We start from the raw sequence: 14,623 nt of genomic DNA, 5'->3' as shown, positions 1-14,623 counted from the left end.
GCCCACCATATTTACGACGCAGCGGTAGTTCAGTTGGTTAGAATACCGGCCTGTCACGCCGGGGGTCGCGGGTTCGAGCCCCGTCCGCTGCGCCATTTAAATATAAATTTAAGTTCCTGAGCTTAAATTTGAAATCTAAGACTGACAATCTTAAATCAGGGCGCTTAGCTCAGTTGGTAGAGCGTCTGCCTTACAAGCAGAATGTCGGCGGTTCGATCCCGTCAGCGCCCACCATATTCAAGCTGTAAAGCTTAATGACCCTAATTGCATTCGCAATTACCGTTGCAGCGGTAGTTCAGTTGGTTAGAATACCGGCCTGTCACGCCGGGGGTCGCGGGTTCGAGCCCCGTCCGCTGCGCCATTTCCTAGATCCCTTGTGCTAGTAAATGGAATCAAGCAAGATTTCTTTCTTGCATCATAAAAATAGCAATGCTATTTTTACTTCTCAAGGGCGCTTAGCTCAGTTGGTAGAGCGTCTGCCTTACAAGCAGAATGTCGGCGGTTCGATCCCGTCAGCGCCCACCATATTCCCTTATCGTAAAAACCTTGCTTATCTCAAGCTGTTTTCATACACTTCTGTGCAATAATAATTTTAAAATACGACAGATTTATGAGAAACCCATATCAACGCAAAGCTGCGTCTAAAAATCAAAATACTGCTTACGATCCTCTTGAAATCTATCGTCTTTTTATCGAAACTATCGTGCATCAAGGTCATGTTATAGCCTTATATCAAGATGGCTGGGCTTTATGTGCTACGCCGACTGGACAACGTTCTTTTGCGATGTGGCAGAGTAAAGGTTTAGCGCAGCTTTTGGTAAAAGATAATTGGGCGGGCTACGAAATCCAGAGTATTGGTCTCAGCGATTTAGTCGAAAAAGTGATTCCATTCTTACGTTCAGAAAAAACTACGGTCTCTATGAACTTAAGCCCCGAAGGGCAAAATGTCTTGGTTGCACCAGAAAAATTGTTATTAGATATCAAAAACTATTTATATCAATTTTCGATGCAGAAGCCTGAATTATTTAAACAATTACAATTACCGTCGCCACGGACAATCCGTCTTCATTAATTCATGAGGATTTTATTTTAGTATTCATTGAGTAGCCAACCACTCCAATATGCAAAATACTCACGTAACCATGCATTATAGCGAGTGGCAAGAGGTGTCTGAGCGCTGATCATGATAGGCGTTTGATAACCCTGACGTATGGCTATAGCACGGCTACGGGGGATATGAAAATCGCTGGTCACAATAGCAATCGGTTGCTGTAGGGAAATATGCTGCTTGGCTAAAATCTTTTTACTATTGATCAGATTTAACTCGGTACTGGTGCTTTGATCTTCGGTGTAAATACGCTGTGCTGGGATATGGTGTACATCAATCAGATATTGTCGCATTGCTTCAGCTTCACTATTTTTTTGCTGAAAGGATAGGCCGCCACTGACGACCATAATGCTGTTGGGATGTAGCTTGGCATAGCTTGCCGCTTGATCTAAACGGCTGGCCAATGTTGGACTCGGTTTGCCATGCTTCAGACCACTCCCAAGCACTACAATAGCGGGTGCAGCGACATGAGGGGTATTTTGTTGATTTGAAAACCCTAAAAAGACGAAGAAAATGACTAAGCTAAAAATCCAAACAAAGAAAATCGCCCAAGCCCAACGCCATATTGATTGTCTGATTGTATTGGTTTGAATATAGGCGATAAGCTTAGGATAAGCGAGTGCATAAATGATCAGGCCTAGTCCAATCAATAAGGGCAAGAGGGTGCCAAAATTAAAGCGTAGTTGTAAAACAAAATATAAGCCGTCTGCGAACAGTAATGACCCGATAATAAAACTAATGACTCTTTTTGATTTTTGCATACAGGCTTGTGGGTTATCGTTTGCATGATTCTAGCAAATTTACGCATGAAAAAACCGAGCGCTGTGGCTCGGTTTTTTCATTTAGACTTAGTGTTTAGTAAACATCGCGACGGTAACGACCTTCTTGACGGAGTTGATCTAATTTTTCTTCACCTAAGATTTCAATTAGCGCCGCATCGACATCGCTAGCCATCCCATTAATGCTACCGCAGACATAAATTACGGCACCATTTTCAACCCATGTTTTAAGCTCAGTGGCTTGTTCACGTAGTTTATGGTGTACATAGACTTTCTCTGCTTGATCTCGCGAGAAAGCTAAATCTAAGCGTTGTAGCATGCCTGTGGTTTGCCACGCTTCAATCGTACTTTGATAGAAGAAATCATGTTCATGTTGACGCTCACCAAAGATCAACCAGTTTTGCGTATAGTCTAGGCGGGTACGTGCATGGAGTAGACTCATTAAACCCGCGATGCCTGTGCCGTTTCCAATACAAATGATAGGACGGTTGTCATTGATCAAATGGAATGATTCATTGGTACGAATACGTAATGCGATAGGTTGTTGAAGCTCGGCATGTTGGGTTAACCAACCAGAACCTAAGCCCAGTTCACCTTCTGAATCTTGCTGTTGGCGCACGACCAAACGTAACACTTGTTGAGTTGGTACACTTGCAATCGAGTATTCACGTGTAGGTAAAGGGCTCAATTGTTCCAGTAAATGTTCCAAATTGGCAAAAGGCTCAATCTCTGTGTTGAGGTTCTTATCCCAAAGCGCTTGCTCAATCGAAATGGCTAAAGACTCAACGATGCTCTGTGCTGCAATGTGATGCTTTTGCATAAAGGCTTGGATACGTGCGGTGCTGTTACCTGGCTGAACCTCAGCAATGTCACCCGCTTGCCATGTTGCATCGAAGTTGGTTTTGAGCTCAATATTATAAGCATGTGCTCCGACACTATTTGGATTGAGTACTTCACGTTGTGCCAGATTCCATTGATCAAAGGTTTTGTCAATATTCATGGCTTGAAGCTCAAGTTTGGTTGCAGAGGCAAGAGCACTGTTCCAACGTTGAATATCATTGTTATCTGCGTTGTTGACTTCAATCGTTTCAAACAAAGCATGTGCGCCATTGGCTTTTAACCAACGGTCAATACGATGTCCAAAACTACAATAGGAGTCAGGATATTCTTGAGAGCCTAAAGCCAACACGGCATAGTGAAGGTGTGACAAATCCAAAGTTGTATTTAAAAATTTCTTTTCAAAACTGTTGGCTAAGTCCGGTGCTTCACCTGTGCCATAGGTACTTGCGACAAAAAGCACTTGTTCGGCAGCTTTTAAGTCATCTTGCGTTAAGTGTTGCACAGCTTTAACGCTTACAGGTTGTCTTGCTTCTTGTAAGCTGGTTGCAGTACGCCAAGCGATTTGCTCAGAAACACCTGTTTGTGTTGCATAAGCAATGAGCCATGGTTTCGCATGTGGATCGACCGGAACATTCAACGCTCCACCACGGGCTAGCTGAGTGAGTTTCTTCTGCTTACGGCGTTTTAGATACAGCATCCAACCCGTTACAAAGAACAGTGGCATCATCAGTGATGCAAACATGGCAAAGAATTGATAAATTGGGCCAAAGAAGCTACCACGGTGCACAGGAAGCATACTGCTCATGATTTTTTCATTCAGCTTCTTCTGCTCATACAACTCCATTTTTTCAATTTGCGAAGTTTGATAGTTGAAGACCGCTGAATTTCGCGCCCGCTCATGCTGTGGAATTGCATCTACAAATGAAAGCTCAAGTGTACCATCGGGCTTTTTCGGAATATTTAGGGTCAGGGTTGAATAGTCTCGACCAACTTGTGCGTTAAATCCTGTCCATGTTTGGGTTAAAGCAATTTGTACTTGTTCTGGAGATAAGCCTTTACGCTCACCATGTTGTTCGCCTTGGCCACGTTCGCCACGACCTTGCTCACGTGATTCGCCACCACGAGCACCAGCCTGTTCGCCACGTGGGCCTTGAGCTGCACCAGCATTTGGACGGGGTCCTTCTTGCATTTGGGCTTGTGGGCGTTCAACGCCGAGGACTTTAAACATGCCATCGCGCCACCAATCATAAGACCAGTACAGTCCTGTACAGGCCAAGATCAGATAAAAAATCACCACCCAAGTACCAACAACAGCATGCAAATCCCAAATGAAGTTGCGTCCTTTCAATTTAGGTTTAATAAAAAACCATTGTTTGATGGAATGACGTTTGGGCCAACGTAAGTACAGGCCACTCAATATAAAGAAAATAAGCATGAGGGTACAAGCGCCAGTAATTTGTTTACCGACAGGACCGACGGTTAAATTACGGTGCAACTGTTGAATAAAGTTAAAAAACTCACGGCCTTTAACTTCGGGTAGGACTTCAGCAGTATACGGGTTCACCATCATGTTATAACCACGACGTGCGCCTTCTTTCTCGATATTGACCGTACTTGAAGTGGTTGACTCTTGAGCAATCGTAATACTATTGATTTTGATGGCAGGATCTTGTTTTTGGAAATGTAGATACAGCTCAGCAGGGGTTAATTTATTGTTTTGTGTTGCTTGAACGGTATAGCTGTCTGGGTTCATCCATTTTAAGATTTGTTGTTCATAAGAATAGATGGCCCCTGTGACGCCCATAAGCGACAGGATAAGACCCGCAGTGATTCCCAAAAACCAATGCACTTGGAAAAATGTTTTTTTAAACATGGCGATACTTAATGGTGAGCGATTTGTTGTGCGGAAATTATACCTGAAGATTGAGAAGATAATATGGATTTAGAAATTAATATTTATTCTCATTATCATTTGTATTCGAGGGTTTGGGATATAAAAAAACCTCCAAAAGTTGGAGGTTTTTTACAGAGGAGAAAGCAAGACTTAAAGTGGCTGCGCTTCACCAACTGTTTCTTTTAAATGTTTACGAATCGTATTAAACGAGAAGTTTTTGCTATCCATCCGTTTTGGCAGAATGTATGCACCTTCTTGGCCTTTCACTTTGAATTTAATCAACAAAAACTCAGGTGTGTTGTACCATTCGTAGATGTCTTTCCAACCGATTGCACCGACACCTTCTTGCATTCCCATTTTCTGGCGCATAATCAGACCGTGAGGTTGTACACCTAAACGAATGCCTTTAATTTCCTGAACTGGAAACTCATTCATTTTTCGCTTCACATACCATTCTAAACCGAATTTACGGACTAAAAGGTAAACCACGACGCAGGCGATTGCGACCCAACAAAAGATGGTTGAATAATTCTTGAGTAAAATTAGGCCAAGAATCGAAAGGGCTGTAACGACAGCCATGATGATCCAAGCTTTCATGCTAATTTTGTTTGTGCTACGCCAAATTTTTAATTGAGCATCGCGTTGTTCAGCTTCAGTGATTTCATAGGTCACAGGCTGTAAAGTATAAGCGTATAAATTTTTCGCGGTCATAGTGAAAGTAACAGATTTAAAACTGCAAAAAGTTTAGCATCATTTAGAGCATTTCAGTGAGTATATTGTTCCAAAATCACCCAAATTATAATGAAGCCAGTTCTGTGGCCTCATGATCCCGTTCGTGGCTTAAACTTTGCTTCAAACGACTAAACTGATTCAAGATGCTAAACATCAACGAAAGCTGTTGTAAAATGATCAATGCTTTCTGATCTTCCTCATTATTTTGGCTTAAACGCTGACGAATGGTCTGTAGCATATTTTGCGCAGTTAAATCAGGCATTTCATCCCGCAGGAGCGCACCTTGGATATTGTCAAAAGCGCGATCCATCAATTCTAAAATTTCTGGGTCGTCAATTTTTTCACGATGTGCACCCAACGCTGCAATATAGCTAATAAAGGTATGATTGAGGCACAAGAATTCAAACGCCAAGCTCTTTTGCGTTGGGTCAAAGTCGGGCTCGGTGGCTAAAGTGGAAATGAGTGAAGCAACTTCTGCATCAGTATTGTGTGCCGCACGACGAACCACGCGATAATTCAGGCCATTGTTGCGTCCAGACTTATACTGTTCAATCACCTCAGCCAAATAATCACATTGAGCGGAAAGCGAACGATAAATTGTGCGGGGTAGGCGACGGAACTTCCAGTCAGGGAAAATGAAACTCACGCCTAACCATGCTAGTCCACAGCCAATTAAGGTATCCATCATGCGCGGAAGGGCAGCTTCGTATCCCATACCATCTAAGTTGAAGTTAATCAGCGCCAAAATAGTGATGAAAGCGGTGGCTTGAGCGTATTGTTTACTGCGCAGCTCAAAGAAAAGTACCCCGCTGATGACCAAGACGAGAAGTTGTCCTTCAATCGAAGGTACAAAGTACAATACGGCATACCCTAAAATGATTCCGACCAACGTCCCTACGATACGTAAACGTAAACGACGTTTGGTGGCGTTGAAATTGGGCTGACTGACAAATAGTGCTGTAAGTAGAATCCAGTACCCATATTCAATGTTGGTGACTTGAACAAAGATATATCCAACCAATAGCACGATAGACAGACGAATCGCGTGTCGAAATAACACCGACTCTGGGGTGAGATGTTGTTTAATCCGAACCTTAATGTCATCCCAGCCTTTCAGGTCATCATCTTTGAGCTGGCTTTCGATATGTTTGGTTTTATCGAGTTTAATATTGCGTTCAGTTTCTAAGTTACGTAGCTGTGCATCAATCGACTTTAAGTTTTGATACAGTGAAAACAGAGCATTGACCCAAATTTGGTCATATTGTTGTTCGTCTCTGAGCTTTTCTAGTGATAAACGGAGATTTTCAAAAGCATGTTTAAAGCGCTTATTATGGGTATAGGTTTGACGGTTTAAAATGCTGCTGCTTAAGTCCTTACAGGCTTTGGCTTGAATGGATAAAATTCGTTGAAAGCGGAATAAAATATCGCTGTGTTGAAAAATTTTCGCCAGTTTTTGATAGTCAATATGTGCTGAATCTGCACGTTCATGAATATCTTGTGCCACAAAATAATATTGCAGACTGCGACGTGTATCTCGTTGTCCACGGTCACCTTTTAAACGGGTGAGTAGGGCGGTTTTTATGTCGTTGAAAATTGCAATTAATTTACCATTTTCCAACGATAGTTCAATCATGCTCTGTTGATAGCTGTTAGCTGTCATATCGACATCAAAGAGGTTGGATTTGGCAAACAGAAAATCGGCGAGTGAGGAATAACACTTCGATAGATTGTCTTGTACTTGACGAACGGGAAAGAGCAGAAAGCTAATGGTTGAAATAACACTATACCAAATTGCCCCAATCACTAGCAGAGACGGTTGTGTATACCAGTTGTCAAAAAGTCCGACACCGAGCATGGAGTAAACCGAAACCACTAAGCAACCATAGGAAATCGTGGCATAACGACGTCCCAGTGAGCCCAGTAAAATTAGACCAATACACGAAACGATTAGACCCAGTGCGAATAAAATTGGGTGTGGAAATAAAAAGTAAATCGACGTTGCGGTAATGAAAAAGCCAATATAGGTAAAAATTAAATTCATGATTCGCACAGAAAAGCGGTCATCAATATCACTTAAACCCGCAGCAACTGCGCCGAGTGTCAGCGGAATAGTTGCCAGCTGAAAACCCATAAAATATGGAACAAAAGCCGTCCCTGCAAAAGTAATAACCATGCGGAGGTTATACATGAAGGTTGTATTATAAGTAGCCTGTTTTAGACTGGTCAGCCATGCTTTCAAAGGGCACCTTTGTTTGTCGCTTAGGGTTGGACAATTTTCAAATATGAGAATATGTGAAATTTCACCTGCTCTGGTATAAATCATACTATGGAGCGTGTAAACTTGTCTGCAAACTCTCTTTCAAAAAACATAAATTAATCCTATGTCGAATACACAGGAAAAAGCGGTCTATTCCAACGCTTGGATTCTCTTACTTGCCTCACTGACTGCGCTTGGTCCACTGTCTATTGATATGTATTTACCTGCTTTGCCACAAATGGCAGATGATTTCGGGGTAAGCACACAAATGGTGGCCAACAGCTTACCTGCGTACTTCTTAGGCTTGGCGATTGGACAACTGATTTATGGGCCAGTAAGTGACCGAATTGGGCGGAAAAAACCGCTGTATTTTGGACTGAGTCTCTACATTATTGCCAGTTTCCTGTGTGTGTTTGCAAACAGTGAGTGGAGTCTTATTGCCGCTCGGGTTTTACAAGCCTTAGGCGGTTGTGTAGGTGTGGTGATTGCCCGTGCTGCGATTCGTGATCGTTTAGATATGCAAGCCTCCGCCCAAGCATTTGCCAGTATGATGATCGTGACCACCATCGCGCCGATTATTGCACCGAGTTTAGGTGCGCTGGTACTGAGTTTCAGTAGTTGGCATAGTATTTTCGCCTTTTTGATGGTCGTTGGTTTGGGAAGCCTGTGCTGCGTACATTTTTTCTTTGAAGAAACTTTAGACCCGAAGCGCCGTTTAAAGCTTAACTTTAATCAAGTTTTAAACCTTTATGGCGCGATTTTGCAAGATTCGAGCTTTAGACGCCCGATGTTTGTTGGATGCTTTGCTGGGGCTGTACTCTTTTGCTATATCAGTGCTTCTGCTGCCATTCTGATGGATGGTTACGGCTTAAGTCAGCAAGTTTTTGCCTATACCTTTGGTGTCAATGCGCTTGGGATTATGCTGTTCTCAACCTTAAATAAGCGCTTGGCACAAAAGTTAAGTGTTTTTCAGCGCTTAAAATTAGGCAGTTTTTTGCAGTTGGCTGGTGTGGGGCTGCTGTTGGTAGCGGGTAGCATGACGCATGCACCGTTATATATCGTTTGCGCAGGGATGTTTCTCGCTGTCGCAGCAATCGGCTTTACAGGGCCAAATGCCATGGCGATTGCAATGTCTGAGCAGGGTGCACGGGCAGGAACGGCTAGTGCGATTATGGGCAGCATGCAATTTGGTTGTGGTCTACTTTGTGGTGTGATTCTTAATTTTCTACTCTGGTCAGCACTTTTGAATATGGCCATTGTGATGGCTATTTTTGTGGCTTTGGCTTTGTATTATGTGTTTAAGCTTGAGCACGAAAAAGCCTATAAATTGAAGTCGTGACTATATAAAAAAGAGACTCATTTTAGTGTCTTTTTTTATTTAAATGAATGCATTAAATCGCACTCATTGTTTAAGAATACTGCAAAATCTTCAACTGGCACGCGTGGTGTTATAAAGCGATTGACGATCTGCTCAGGATCCGCATAACCCATCGTCATGCCGCAGACCAATTCTTCAAATTGTGCAGCATCAAGTATATTCAACACGAGAGCATGAAGATGATTTCATGCGGCTTGTGGGCAAGTCTCTAAGCCTCGTACTTTGGCTGTAATCATGACATTTTGCATCATCATGGCAATATCCATTTTCGTGCTGATGCCCATGGCTGGATTGACTGTGAAGAATAGTTCGGCAGGTGCATCAAAAAATGATCATTCCGCAGTTGCTGCTGTGCCATTTTCGATTTTAACCTTTTTGAATATTGAGCAAACCATACACCCTCAATAAAAGCCGAAATCCATTTTTCAGGATGGTGTGTAAAATTTTCTTGTTATTCGATATTTTTACAGGATGTTCAGACAGTCTAAATAGAGTATGACAGACCCGCTCAAGTATTTCGTTGGGCTTTTTCCCTGCGATCACATGTACTTTTTCTGTGGGTGTGTATTGGTGCCTGAGGGCGTTCAATGAACCATGCTCAATAATCGTCTGAATAGTTAGACTTTTTTGGTGCAAAGACGTAATTTTGACCCATCACTGAGCATAGGTGGTTATCGATTAGACTAAGACTTTAGTTATAAGAAAAAAGTATAGATATCAAATAAAACTCAGTCTATATTTAAGAAAATATGAAGAATTGTTACTTAATTATTGCAAAAGTCTGTCTAAATTGTAATTTGATGCTTCAAAGCCAATCGCGAATAACATCAATTATAGTTCAAAATTGATGGCATTAGACTTTAGTGGCAAGAGTAATAAAAGGTCATATCTTAAAACATCGAAATGTGCGATTTTTCATCTTTATAAGATTACTTTGCATATGAAAAGACCAAAACGGAGTGGTCTTTTGTGCAAAAAATTTTACTGAAATGGAATTTTTGATTCACTATTAACAATGTAATAAAGGAAGTTTGTGTATGCGTTTAGCCCTCAATAAAAAGCCATTTATCGCTCAAAGCCTAGCACTTAGTGTGGCTGCTCTGATGATGACAACAACTCATGCTGCAACCAAAGAACAACAAGAACTCGCTCAGTTACGTGCCGAAGTTGCAGAGCTAAAAGCATTAATGCAACAACAGCAACAAGTTCAACAACAGCAAGCAGTTCAGATTCAACAAGTGAAAGCACAGCCAGCGCCTGTAAAAGCTGAATCTCCACTGTCTTCGTTCAAATCTAAGTCTGGCGCAGATATTAACCTGTACGGTTTTGTTCGTGGCGATGCAAACTACATTATTGAAGGTGCGGATGACGACTTTAACAAAGTTGCAAGTTCAGATGGTCAAACTAAGGATAAATTGCGCGCGACAGCAAAAACGACACGTTTAGGTTTAGATTTCAATACCAATGTTGGTGGTGATAACAAACTGGGTGGTAAAGTAGAAGTGGACTTTGCTGGGACAAATGAAGCATTGCGTATCCGTCATGCATATTTAACCTATAACAACTGGTTATTTGGTCAAACCACATCTAACTTCCTGTCTAACCATGCACCAGAAATGATTGACTTCGCCACCAACGTGGGTGGCGGTACAGCAGCACGTATTCCACAAGTACGTTATGGCTTTAATTTAGCACCTGCAACCAAACTATTCATTGCTGCGGAAGAAGGAAATAGCAATAGTGGTAGTTCAGATGCTGCAATTAAATATAGCGTACCCAACTTAACTGCGAAATTGACGCAAGGCTTTGCTGATGGCAAAGGCTCTGTATCTGCTCGTGCTTTAGTTGAAAATTATAAATCGGCTGATGACTCTGATACAGCTTGGGGCTTAGCTGCTGGTGTAAACTATCAAGTAATGGACCCACTAAAAATAAGTGCTGATGTGTCTTATGTGGATGGTAACAGTAACTACTTGTATGGCAGCAACTCTGCATATGTGGTTAATACTTCAAATGGCAAGATCGCACAAAATGAAGCGTTTGGTGTACAAGTCGGTGGTACGTATAAATTCAACGAAAAATTACGTTCGACTTTAGCGTATGGTGCTCTATTTGCAGATGACAGCACAGATTATGCAACTTTAAACCAAACAGCAAACGAAGAAGTTTATCAAGCATGGATTAACTTCATCTATTCACCAGTTAAGCCTTTGGACTTAGGTGTTGAATATATTAATGGTAAACGTGATACATTTGCTGGCGATAGCTACAAAGACAACCGTGTTGGCTTAATGGCGAAATACAGCTTCTAATCATGTAATGAAATAGTTGTCGTTTTAAAACAGGAGCTTTAGGCTCCTGTTTTGTTTGAGTCGGGAAATTTATACAGACTAAATACATTTTGAATATAGACTTAAGTATTAAGTCAGAAAAGAATAAGTGAAATAGTTGGAAATTATTGTAAAAAAATAAAGATTATCTATAAAAAATCTGCATAATGTCCGTCTTTCGCCCATATTGTGCATTTATTGCTTGTTTTTAAAGCAATATGGGGCGGTTTTGTGATTTTTTTCAAAAAACCGTATCTGTGTCCAAACATTATTGGGCATTACGTTATTTCAGTTTACTCATCGTGTAGAACTGAACATGTTATGCATCAGATCGCTTAGTTTGTTACCAATTTACCCATTGCCTGAATTTCCATACGCAAGACTGAGTTTGTCTCAGATTTACGAAATATCTCTTGAAGTATCAATGGATTCGGTGGCTTATTAGCCAGATAACAAAATCTAAGCATCCGCTTTATGGACAATTGTCATGGAATTTACTTTTAACGCTTTTTATACCTTGATTGCTGCTGTCATTGTTTTGTTACTTGGCCGCTTCTTGGTAAATAAAATTGGTTTCTTGAAACGCTACAACATTCCTGAGCCTGTCGCAGGCGGTTTAGTTGCAGCGATTATCTCCTTGGTTGTGCATAGTCTTTGGGGCTATAGCATCACGACCAGTAGCGAATTGCAAACAAGTTTTATGCTGATTTTCTTCGCCTCAATTGGCTTAAGTGCAAACTTTGCCAAATTGCGTGAGGGTGGGATCGGTCTGATTATTTTCTTGATGGCTGTCGCTTCATTTATTGTGGTGCAAAACTTTGTCGGCATTAGCCTTGCAACTTTATTGGGTATTGACCCACTTATTGGTTTGATTGCAGGTTCAATTACCTTAACTGGTGGTCATGGTACTGCGGGTGCTTGGGGTGAAATTTTAGAAGTTAAGCATGGCATTCAAGGTGCACTTGCACTCGGTATGGCGAGTGCGACATTTGGTTTGATTATTGGTGGTTTGATTGGTGGTCCTTTAGCGAAGTTACTTATTAACCGCTATCAATTGGCAACGCCACGTACCAATGAACAAATTGAAAAGAGTGATAACACGCCACTGACTGATATTAATTCAACAGAATATGTACCGTTTGAATATCCACATCGTGTGCGTTTAATCACTGCGGATAATGCGATTACGACATTAGGTTTGTTTGCAGGCTGTTTGGCTTTTGCTGACTTTATGACCGGTCATATGAAAGGCACAATGCTTGAGTTACCGACTTTTGTTTGGGCGCTTGCAGGTGGTGTGATTTTACGTAATGTGTTGGAAGGTATTTTCAAAGTTCAAATCTTTGACCGTGCGATTGATGTATTTGGTAATGCATCACTGTCGTTGTACCTTGCGATGGCTTTGCTTTCATTGAAATTATGGCAATTGGCTGACCTTGCTGGTCCGCTTGTGGTGATTTTAGGTGCACAAATGATTACGATGGGCTTGTATGCTGCATTTGTGACATTCCGTGTGATGGGTAAAAACTACGATGCTGCGGTGTTATCTGCGGGTCACTGTGGATTTGGTATGGGTGCAACACCGACTGCGGTTGCAAACATGCAGGCGATTACCAACATGTATGGTCCTTCGCACAAGGCATTCTTGATTGTGCCTTTATGCGGCGCATTCTTTGTAGACTTGATTAACGTGGCTGTCATTCAGTCTATTTTGCAATATTTTAACTAATTGAAAATGCAATTTGCTCTAGGAAACTAGGGCTTTTTTGCTTTCAGGTCTCTCACAATAATTAGGGCATCGAGATGAATGATCAATTAAATGAAACATTACTCGGGTGGGTGAATACGCTGAATGGACCTCTGTGGGACTTTTTGGTGATTTTCCTTGTTGCGGTCGGTTTGTTTTACACCCTAATTACGGGTGCAGTACAGGTTCGCTTATTTTTGCATAGCATCAAGGTCATGAAATCAAGCCGTAAGGAATGTGATGATGATCATGGCATTACACCTTTTCAGGCTTTTGTCACTGGGCTTGCTAGTCGTGTAGGTGTAGGTAATGTTGCGGGTGTTGCGATCGCAATTGCGATTGGTGGACCGGGAGCAGTATTTTGGATGTGGGTCACTGCATTTTTAGGCATGAGTTCGGCTTTTGTTGAGTCATCTCTTGCACAGTTGTTCAAGGTGCGCGACCAAGAAAATAAACAGTTCCGTGGTGGACCTGCCTACTATATTACCCAAGGCCTGAAACAAAAATGGTTGGGTATAGTCTTTGCAGTTGCGCTTATTTCAACCTATGGTTTTGTGTTTAACGCAGTACAAGCCAATGCGATTACAGGTGCGACAGCACATGCATGGGGATGGGATAAAGCCAATCTAGTATTTGAACTCGGTGGCATTCATATTGTGGTGTCTTGGGTTGGACTAGGTCTAGTCTTACTGACCGCAATGATTATCTTTGGTGGGATCAAACGTATTGCCAAAGTGGCAGAAAGTTTTGTGCCATTGATGGCCTTGTTGTATTTGGCTGTTGCTTTATATATCGCCGTAATTAATTACGCTATTTTACCTGATATCTTCCAGCTCATTTTCTCTAAAGCTTTTGAGTTTGAAGCTGCTGCTGGTGGTTTCTTCGGTGCGATGGTTTCTATGGCAATGATGATGGGGATTAAACGTGGTTTATTCTCTAATGAAGCAGGTATGGGTTCAGCACCGAATGCGGCAGCTGCATCGGATGTGAAGCACCCTGTAAACCAAGGTTTGGTACAAATGCTCGGTGTATTTGTGGATACCTTTGTGGTGTGTTCATGTACAGCGATTATTATTTTGGCATCAGGACTTTATCATGATGCGGGCTTTGAAGGCGTAGCGCTCACCCAAATGGCTTTAGAGAGCCAAATTGGTTCTTGGGGTGATGACTTCCTTGCAACGATTTTGTTCATGTTTGCCTTTTCATCGGTCATTGGTAACTATGCCTATGCAGAAGGTAATGTGCAATTTATCAATAACAATGCCAAGGTGATGTTCGTCTTCCGTATCTTTGTTTTGATTATGGTATATCTCGGCTCAGTGATGAGTGTGCCTCTCATTTGGAACACTGCAGATTTGTTCATGGGTATCATGGCCACTATTAACTTGTTTGCTATTTTGCTGTTAACACCATTCTTATTGATGCTGTTAAAAGACTATTTGGCACAGCTGAAACAAGGTGTGAAAGAGCCTGTGTTTAAATTGGATAACCATCCTAAATTTAAAGACAAAGTGAAATCAGACATTTGGTAATCTTTTAGCCATAAAAAAGCCTCTAC

Annotated in this window: 9 protein-coding genes, 4 tRNA genes and 1 pseudogene; 9 read left to right on the top strand and 5 right to left on the bottom strand. The window is 41.7% G+C overall.

The genetic code is table 11. The features are described 5' to 3' along the window. Positions 1 to 18: 18 nt before the first annotated feature. From F986_RS09660 to F986_RS09640, 5 genes are all read left to right on the top strand, one after another. Positions 19 to 95, top strand: a tRNA-Asp gene (locus F986_RS09660). A gap of 63 nt (positions 96 to 158) precedes the next feature. After that, positions 159 to 234, top strand: a tRNA-Val gene (locus F986_RS09655). Between the two features lie 50 nt (positions 235 to 284). Next, a tRNA-Asp gene (locus F986_RS09650) sits at positions 285 to 361 on the top strand. An 88-nt stretch (positions 362 to 449) separates the two neighbouring features. Further along, positions 450 to 525: transfer RNA gene (locus tag F986_RS09645), tRNA-Val, on the top strand. Positions 526 to 610: 85 nt separating this feature from the next. Beyond that, entirely contained in the window at positions 611 to 1,072 is a 462-nt protein-coding gene (locus F986_RS09640) for a DUF2750 domain-containing protein (RefSeq protein WP_004694470.1), read from the top strand. 17 nt (positions 1,073 to 1,089) lie between these two features. On the opposite strand, the gene F986_RS09635 is transcribed toward F986_RS09640, so the two are convergent. The 4 genes from F986_RS09635 to yccS form a co-directional block, all read right to left on the bottom strand. Further along, on the bottom strand, positions 1,090 to 1,869 hold the full coding sequence (locus F986_RS09635; protein ID WP_004694469.1) for a YdcF family protein: 780 nt from the start codon (positions 1,867 to 1,869) through the stop codon (positions 1,090 to 1,092). Positions 1,870 to 1,963: 94 nt separating this feature from the next. Next, complete coding sequence (locus F986_RS09630; RefSeq protein ID WP_004694467.1) at positions 1,964 to 4,600, bottom strand: PepSY domain-containing protein; 2,637 nt, start codon at positions 4,598 to 4,600, stop codon at positions 1,964 to 1,966. 171 nt (positions 4,601 to 4,771) lie between these two features. Continuing rightward, positions 4,772 to 5,332 carry a YcxB family protein gene (locus tag F986_RS09625; RefSeq protein WP_004694466.1) on the bottom strand — a complete coding sequence of 187 codons (561 nt, stop codon included), beginning with the start codon at positions 5,330 to 5,332 and terminating at the stop codon, positions 4,772 to 4,774. Positions 5,333 to 5,417: 85 nt separating this feature from the next. Further along, positions 5,418 to 7,592: a YccS family putative transporter gene (gene yccS / locus F986_RS09620; RefSeq protein ID WP_026056445.1), complete on the bottom strand. Its 2,175-nt coding sequence runs from the start codon at positions 7,590 to 7,592 to the stop codon at positions 5,418 to 5,420. A 142-nt stretch (positions 7,593 to 7,734) separates the two neighbouring features. Here yccS and F986_RS09615 point away from each other — a divergent pair, with 142 nt between their 5' ends. Continuing rightward, positions 7,735 to 8,949 carry a multidrug effflux MFS transporter gene (locus F986_RS09615; RefSeq protein WP_004694461.1) on the top strand — a complete coding sequence of 405 codons (1,215 nt, stop codon included), beginning with the start codon at positions 7,735 to 7,737 and terminating at the stop codon, positions 8,947 to 8,949. 35 nt (positions 8,950 to 8,984) lie between these two features. On the opposite strand, the pseudogene F986_RS18775 reads toward F986_RS09615, so the two are convergent. Further along, positions 8,985 to 9,569: pseudogene (locus tag F986_RS18775) on the bottom strand (nitroreductase family protein); the annotation flags it as partial. Between the two features lie 456 nt (positions 9,570 to 10,025). Between F986_RS18775 and F986_RS09610 the strand changes: the two are divergent. The 3 genes from F986_RS09610 to F986_RS09600 all read left to right on the top strand — a co-directional run bounded on the left by F986_RS09610 (position 10,026) and on the right by F986_RS09600 (position 14,597). Further along, positions 10,026 to 11,300 carry a DcaP family trimeric outer membrane transporter gene (locus F986_RS09610; protein WP_004694460.1) on the top strand — a complete coding sequence of 425 codons (1,275 nt, stop codon included), beginning with the start codon at positions 10,026 to 10,028 and terminating at the stop codon, positions 11,298 to 11,300. Between the two features lie 505 nt (positions 11,301 to 11,805). After that, complete coding sequence (gene gltS / locus F986_RS09605; protein ID WP_004694458.1) at positions 11,806 to 13,047, top strand: sodium/glutamate symporter; 1,242 nt, start codon at positions 11,806 to 11,808, stop codon at positions 13,045 to 13,047. Between the two features lie 74 nt (positions 13,048 to 13,121). Further along, positions 13,122 to 14,597 carry an alanine/glycine:cation symporter family protein gene (locus F986_RS09600; protein WP_004694456.1) on the top strand — a complete coding sequence of 492 codons (1,476 nt, stop codon included), beginning with the start codon at positions 13,122 to 13,124 and terminating at the stop codon, positions 14,595 to 14,597. Positions 14,598 to 14,623: the final 26 nt, after the last annotated feature.

This window comes from Acinetobacter johnsonii CIP 64.6, from assembly GCF_000368045.1.
Lineage (GTDB): Bacteria > Pseudomonadota > Gammaproteobacteria > Pseudomonadales > Moraxellaceae > Acinetobacter > Acinetobacter johnsonii.
The sequence above is the reverse complement of the archived record's forward strand: the minus strand, read 5'-3'. Positions and strand labels throughout refer to the sequence as shown.

Bases quoted from the DNA above. Each gene is read 5' to 3' on its own strand.
- F986_RS09615 (WP_004694461.1), top strand. From the start codon at position 7,735: ATGTCGAATACACAGGAAAAAGCGGTCTATTCCAACGCTTGGATTCTC.
- F986_RS09630 (WP_004694467.1), bottom strand. From the start codon at position 4,600: ATGTTTAAAAAAACATTTTTCCAAGTGCATTGGTTTTTGGGAATCACT.
- F986_RS09635 (WP_004694469.1), bottom strand. From the start codon at position 1,869: ATGCAAAAATCAAAAAGAGTCATTAGTTTTATTATCGGGTCATTACTG.
- gltS (WP_004694458.1), top strand. From the start codon at position 11,806: ATGGAATTTACTTTTAACGCTTTTTATACCTTGATTGCTGCTGTCATT.
- F986_RS09600 (WP_004694456.1), top strand. From the start codon at position 13,122: ATGAATGATCAATTAAATGAAACATTACTCGGGTGGGTGAATACGCTG.
- F986_RS09625 (WP_004694466.1), bottom strand. From the start codon at position 5,332: ATGACCGCGAAAAATTTATACGCTTATACTTTACAGCCTGTGACCTAT.
- F986_RS09640 (WP_004694470.1), top strand. From the start codon at position 611: ATGAGAAACCCATATCAACGCAAAGCTGCGTCTAAAAATCAAAATACT.
- F986_RS09610 (WP_004694460.1), top strand. From the start codon at position 10,026: ATGCGTTTAGCCCTCAATAAAAAGCCATTTATCGCTCAAAGCCTAGCA.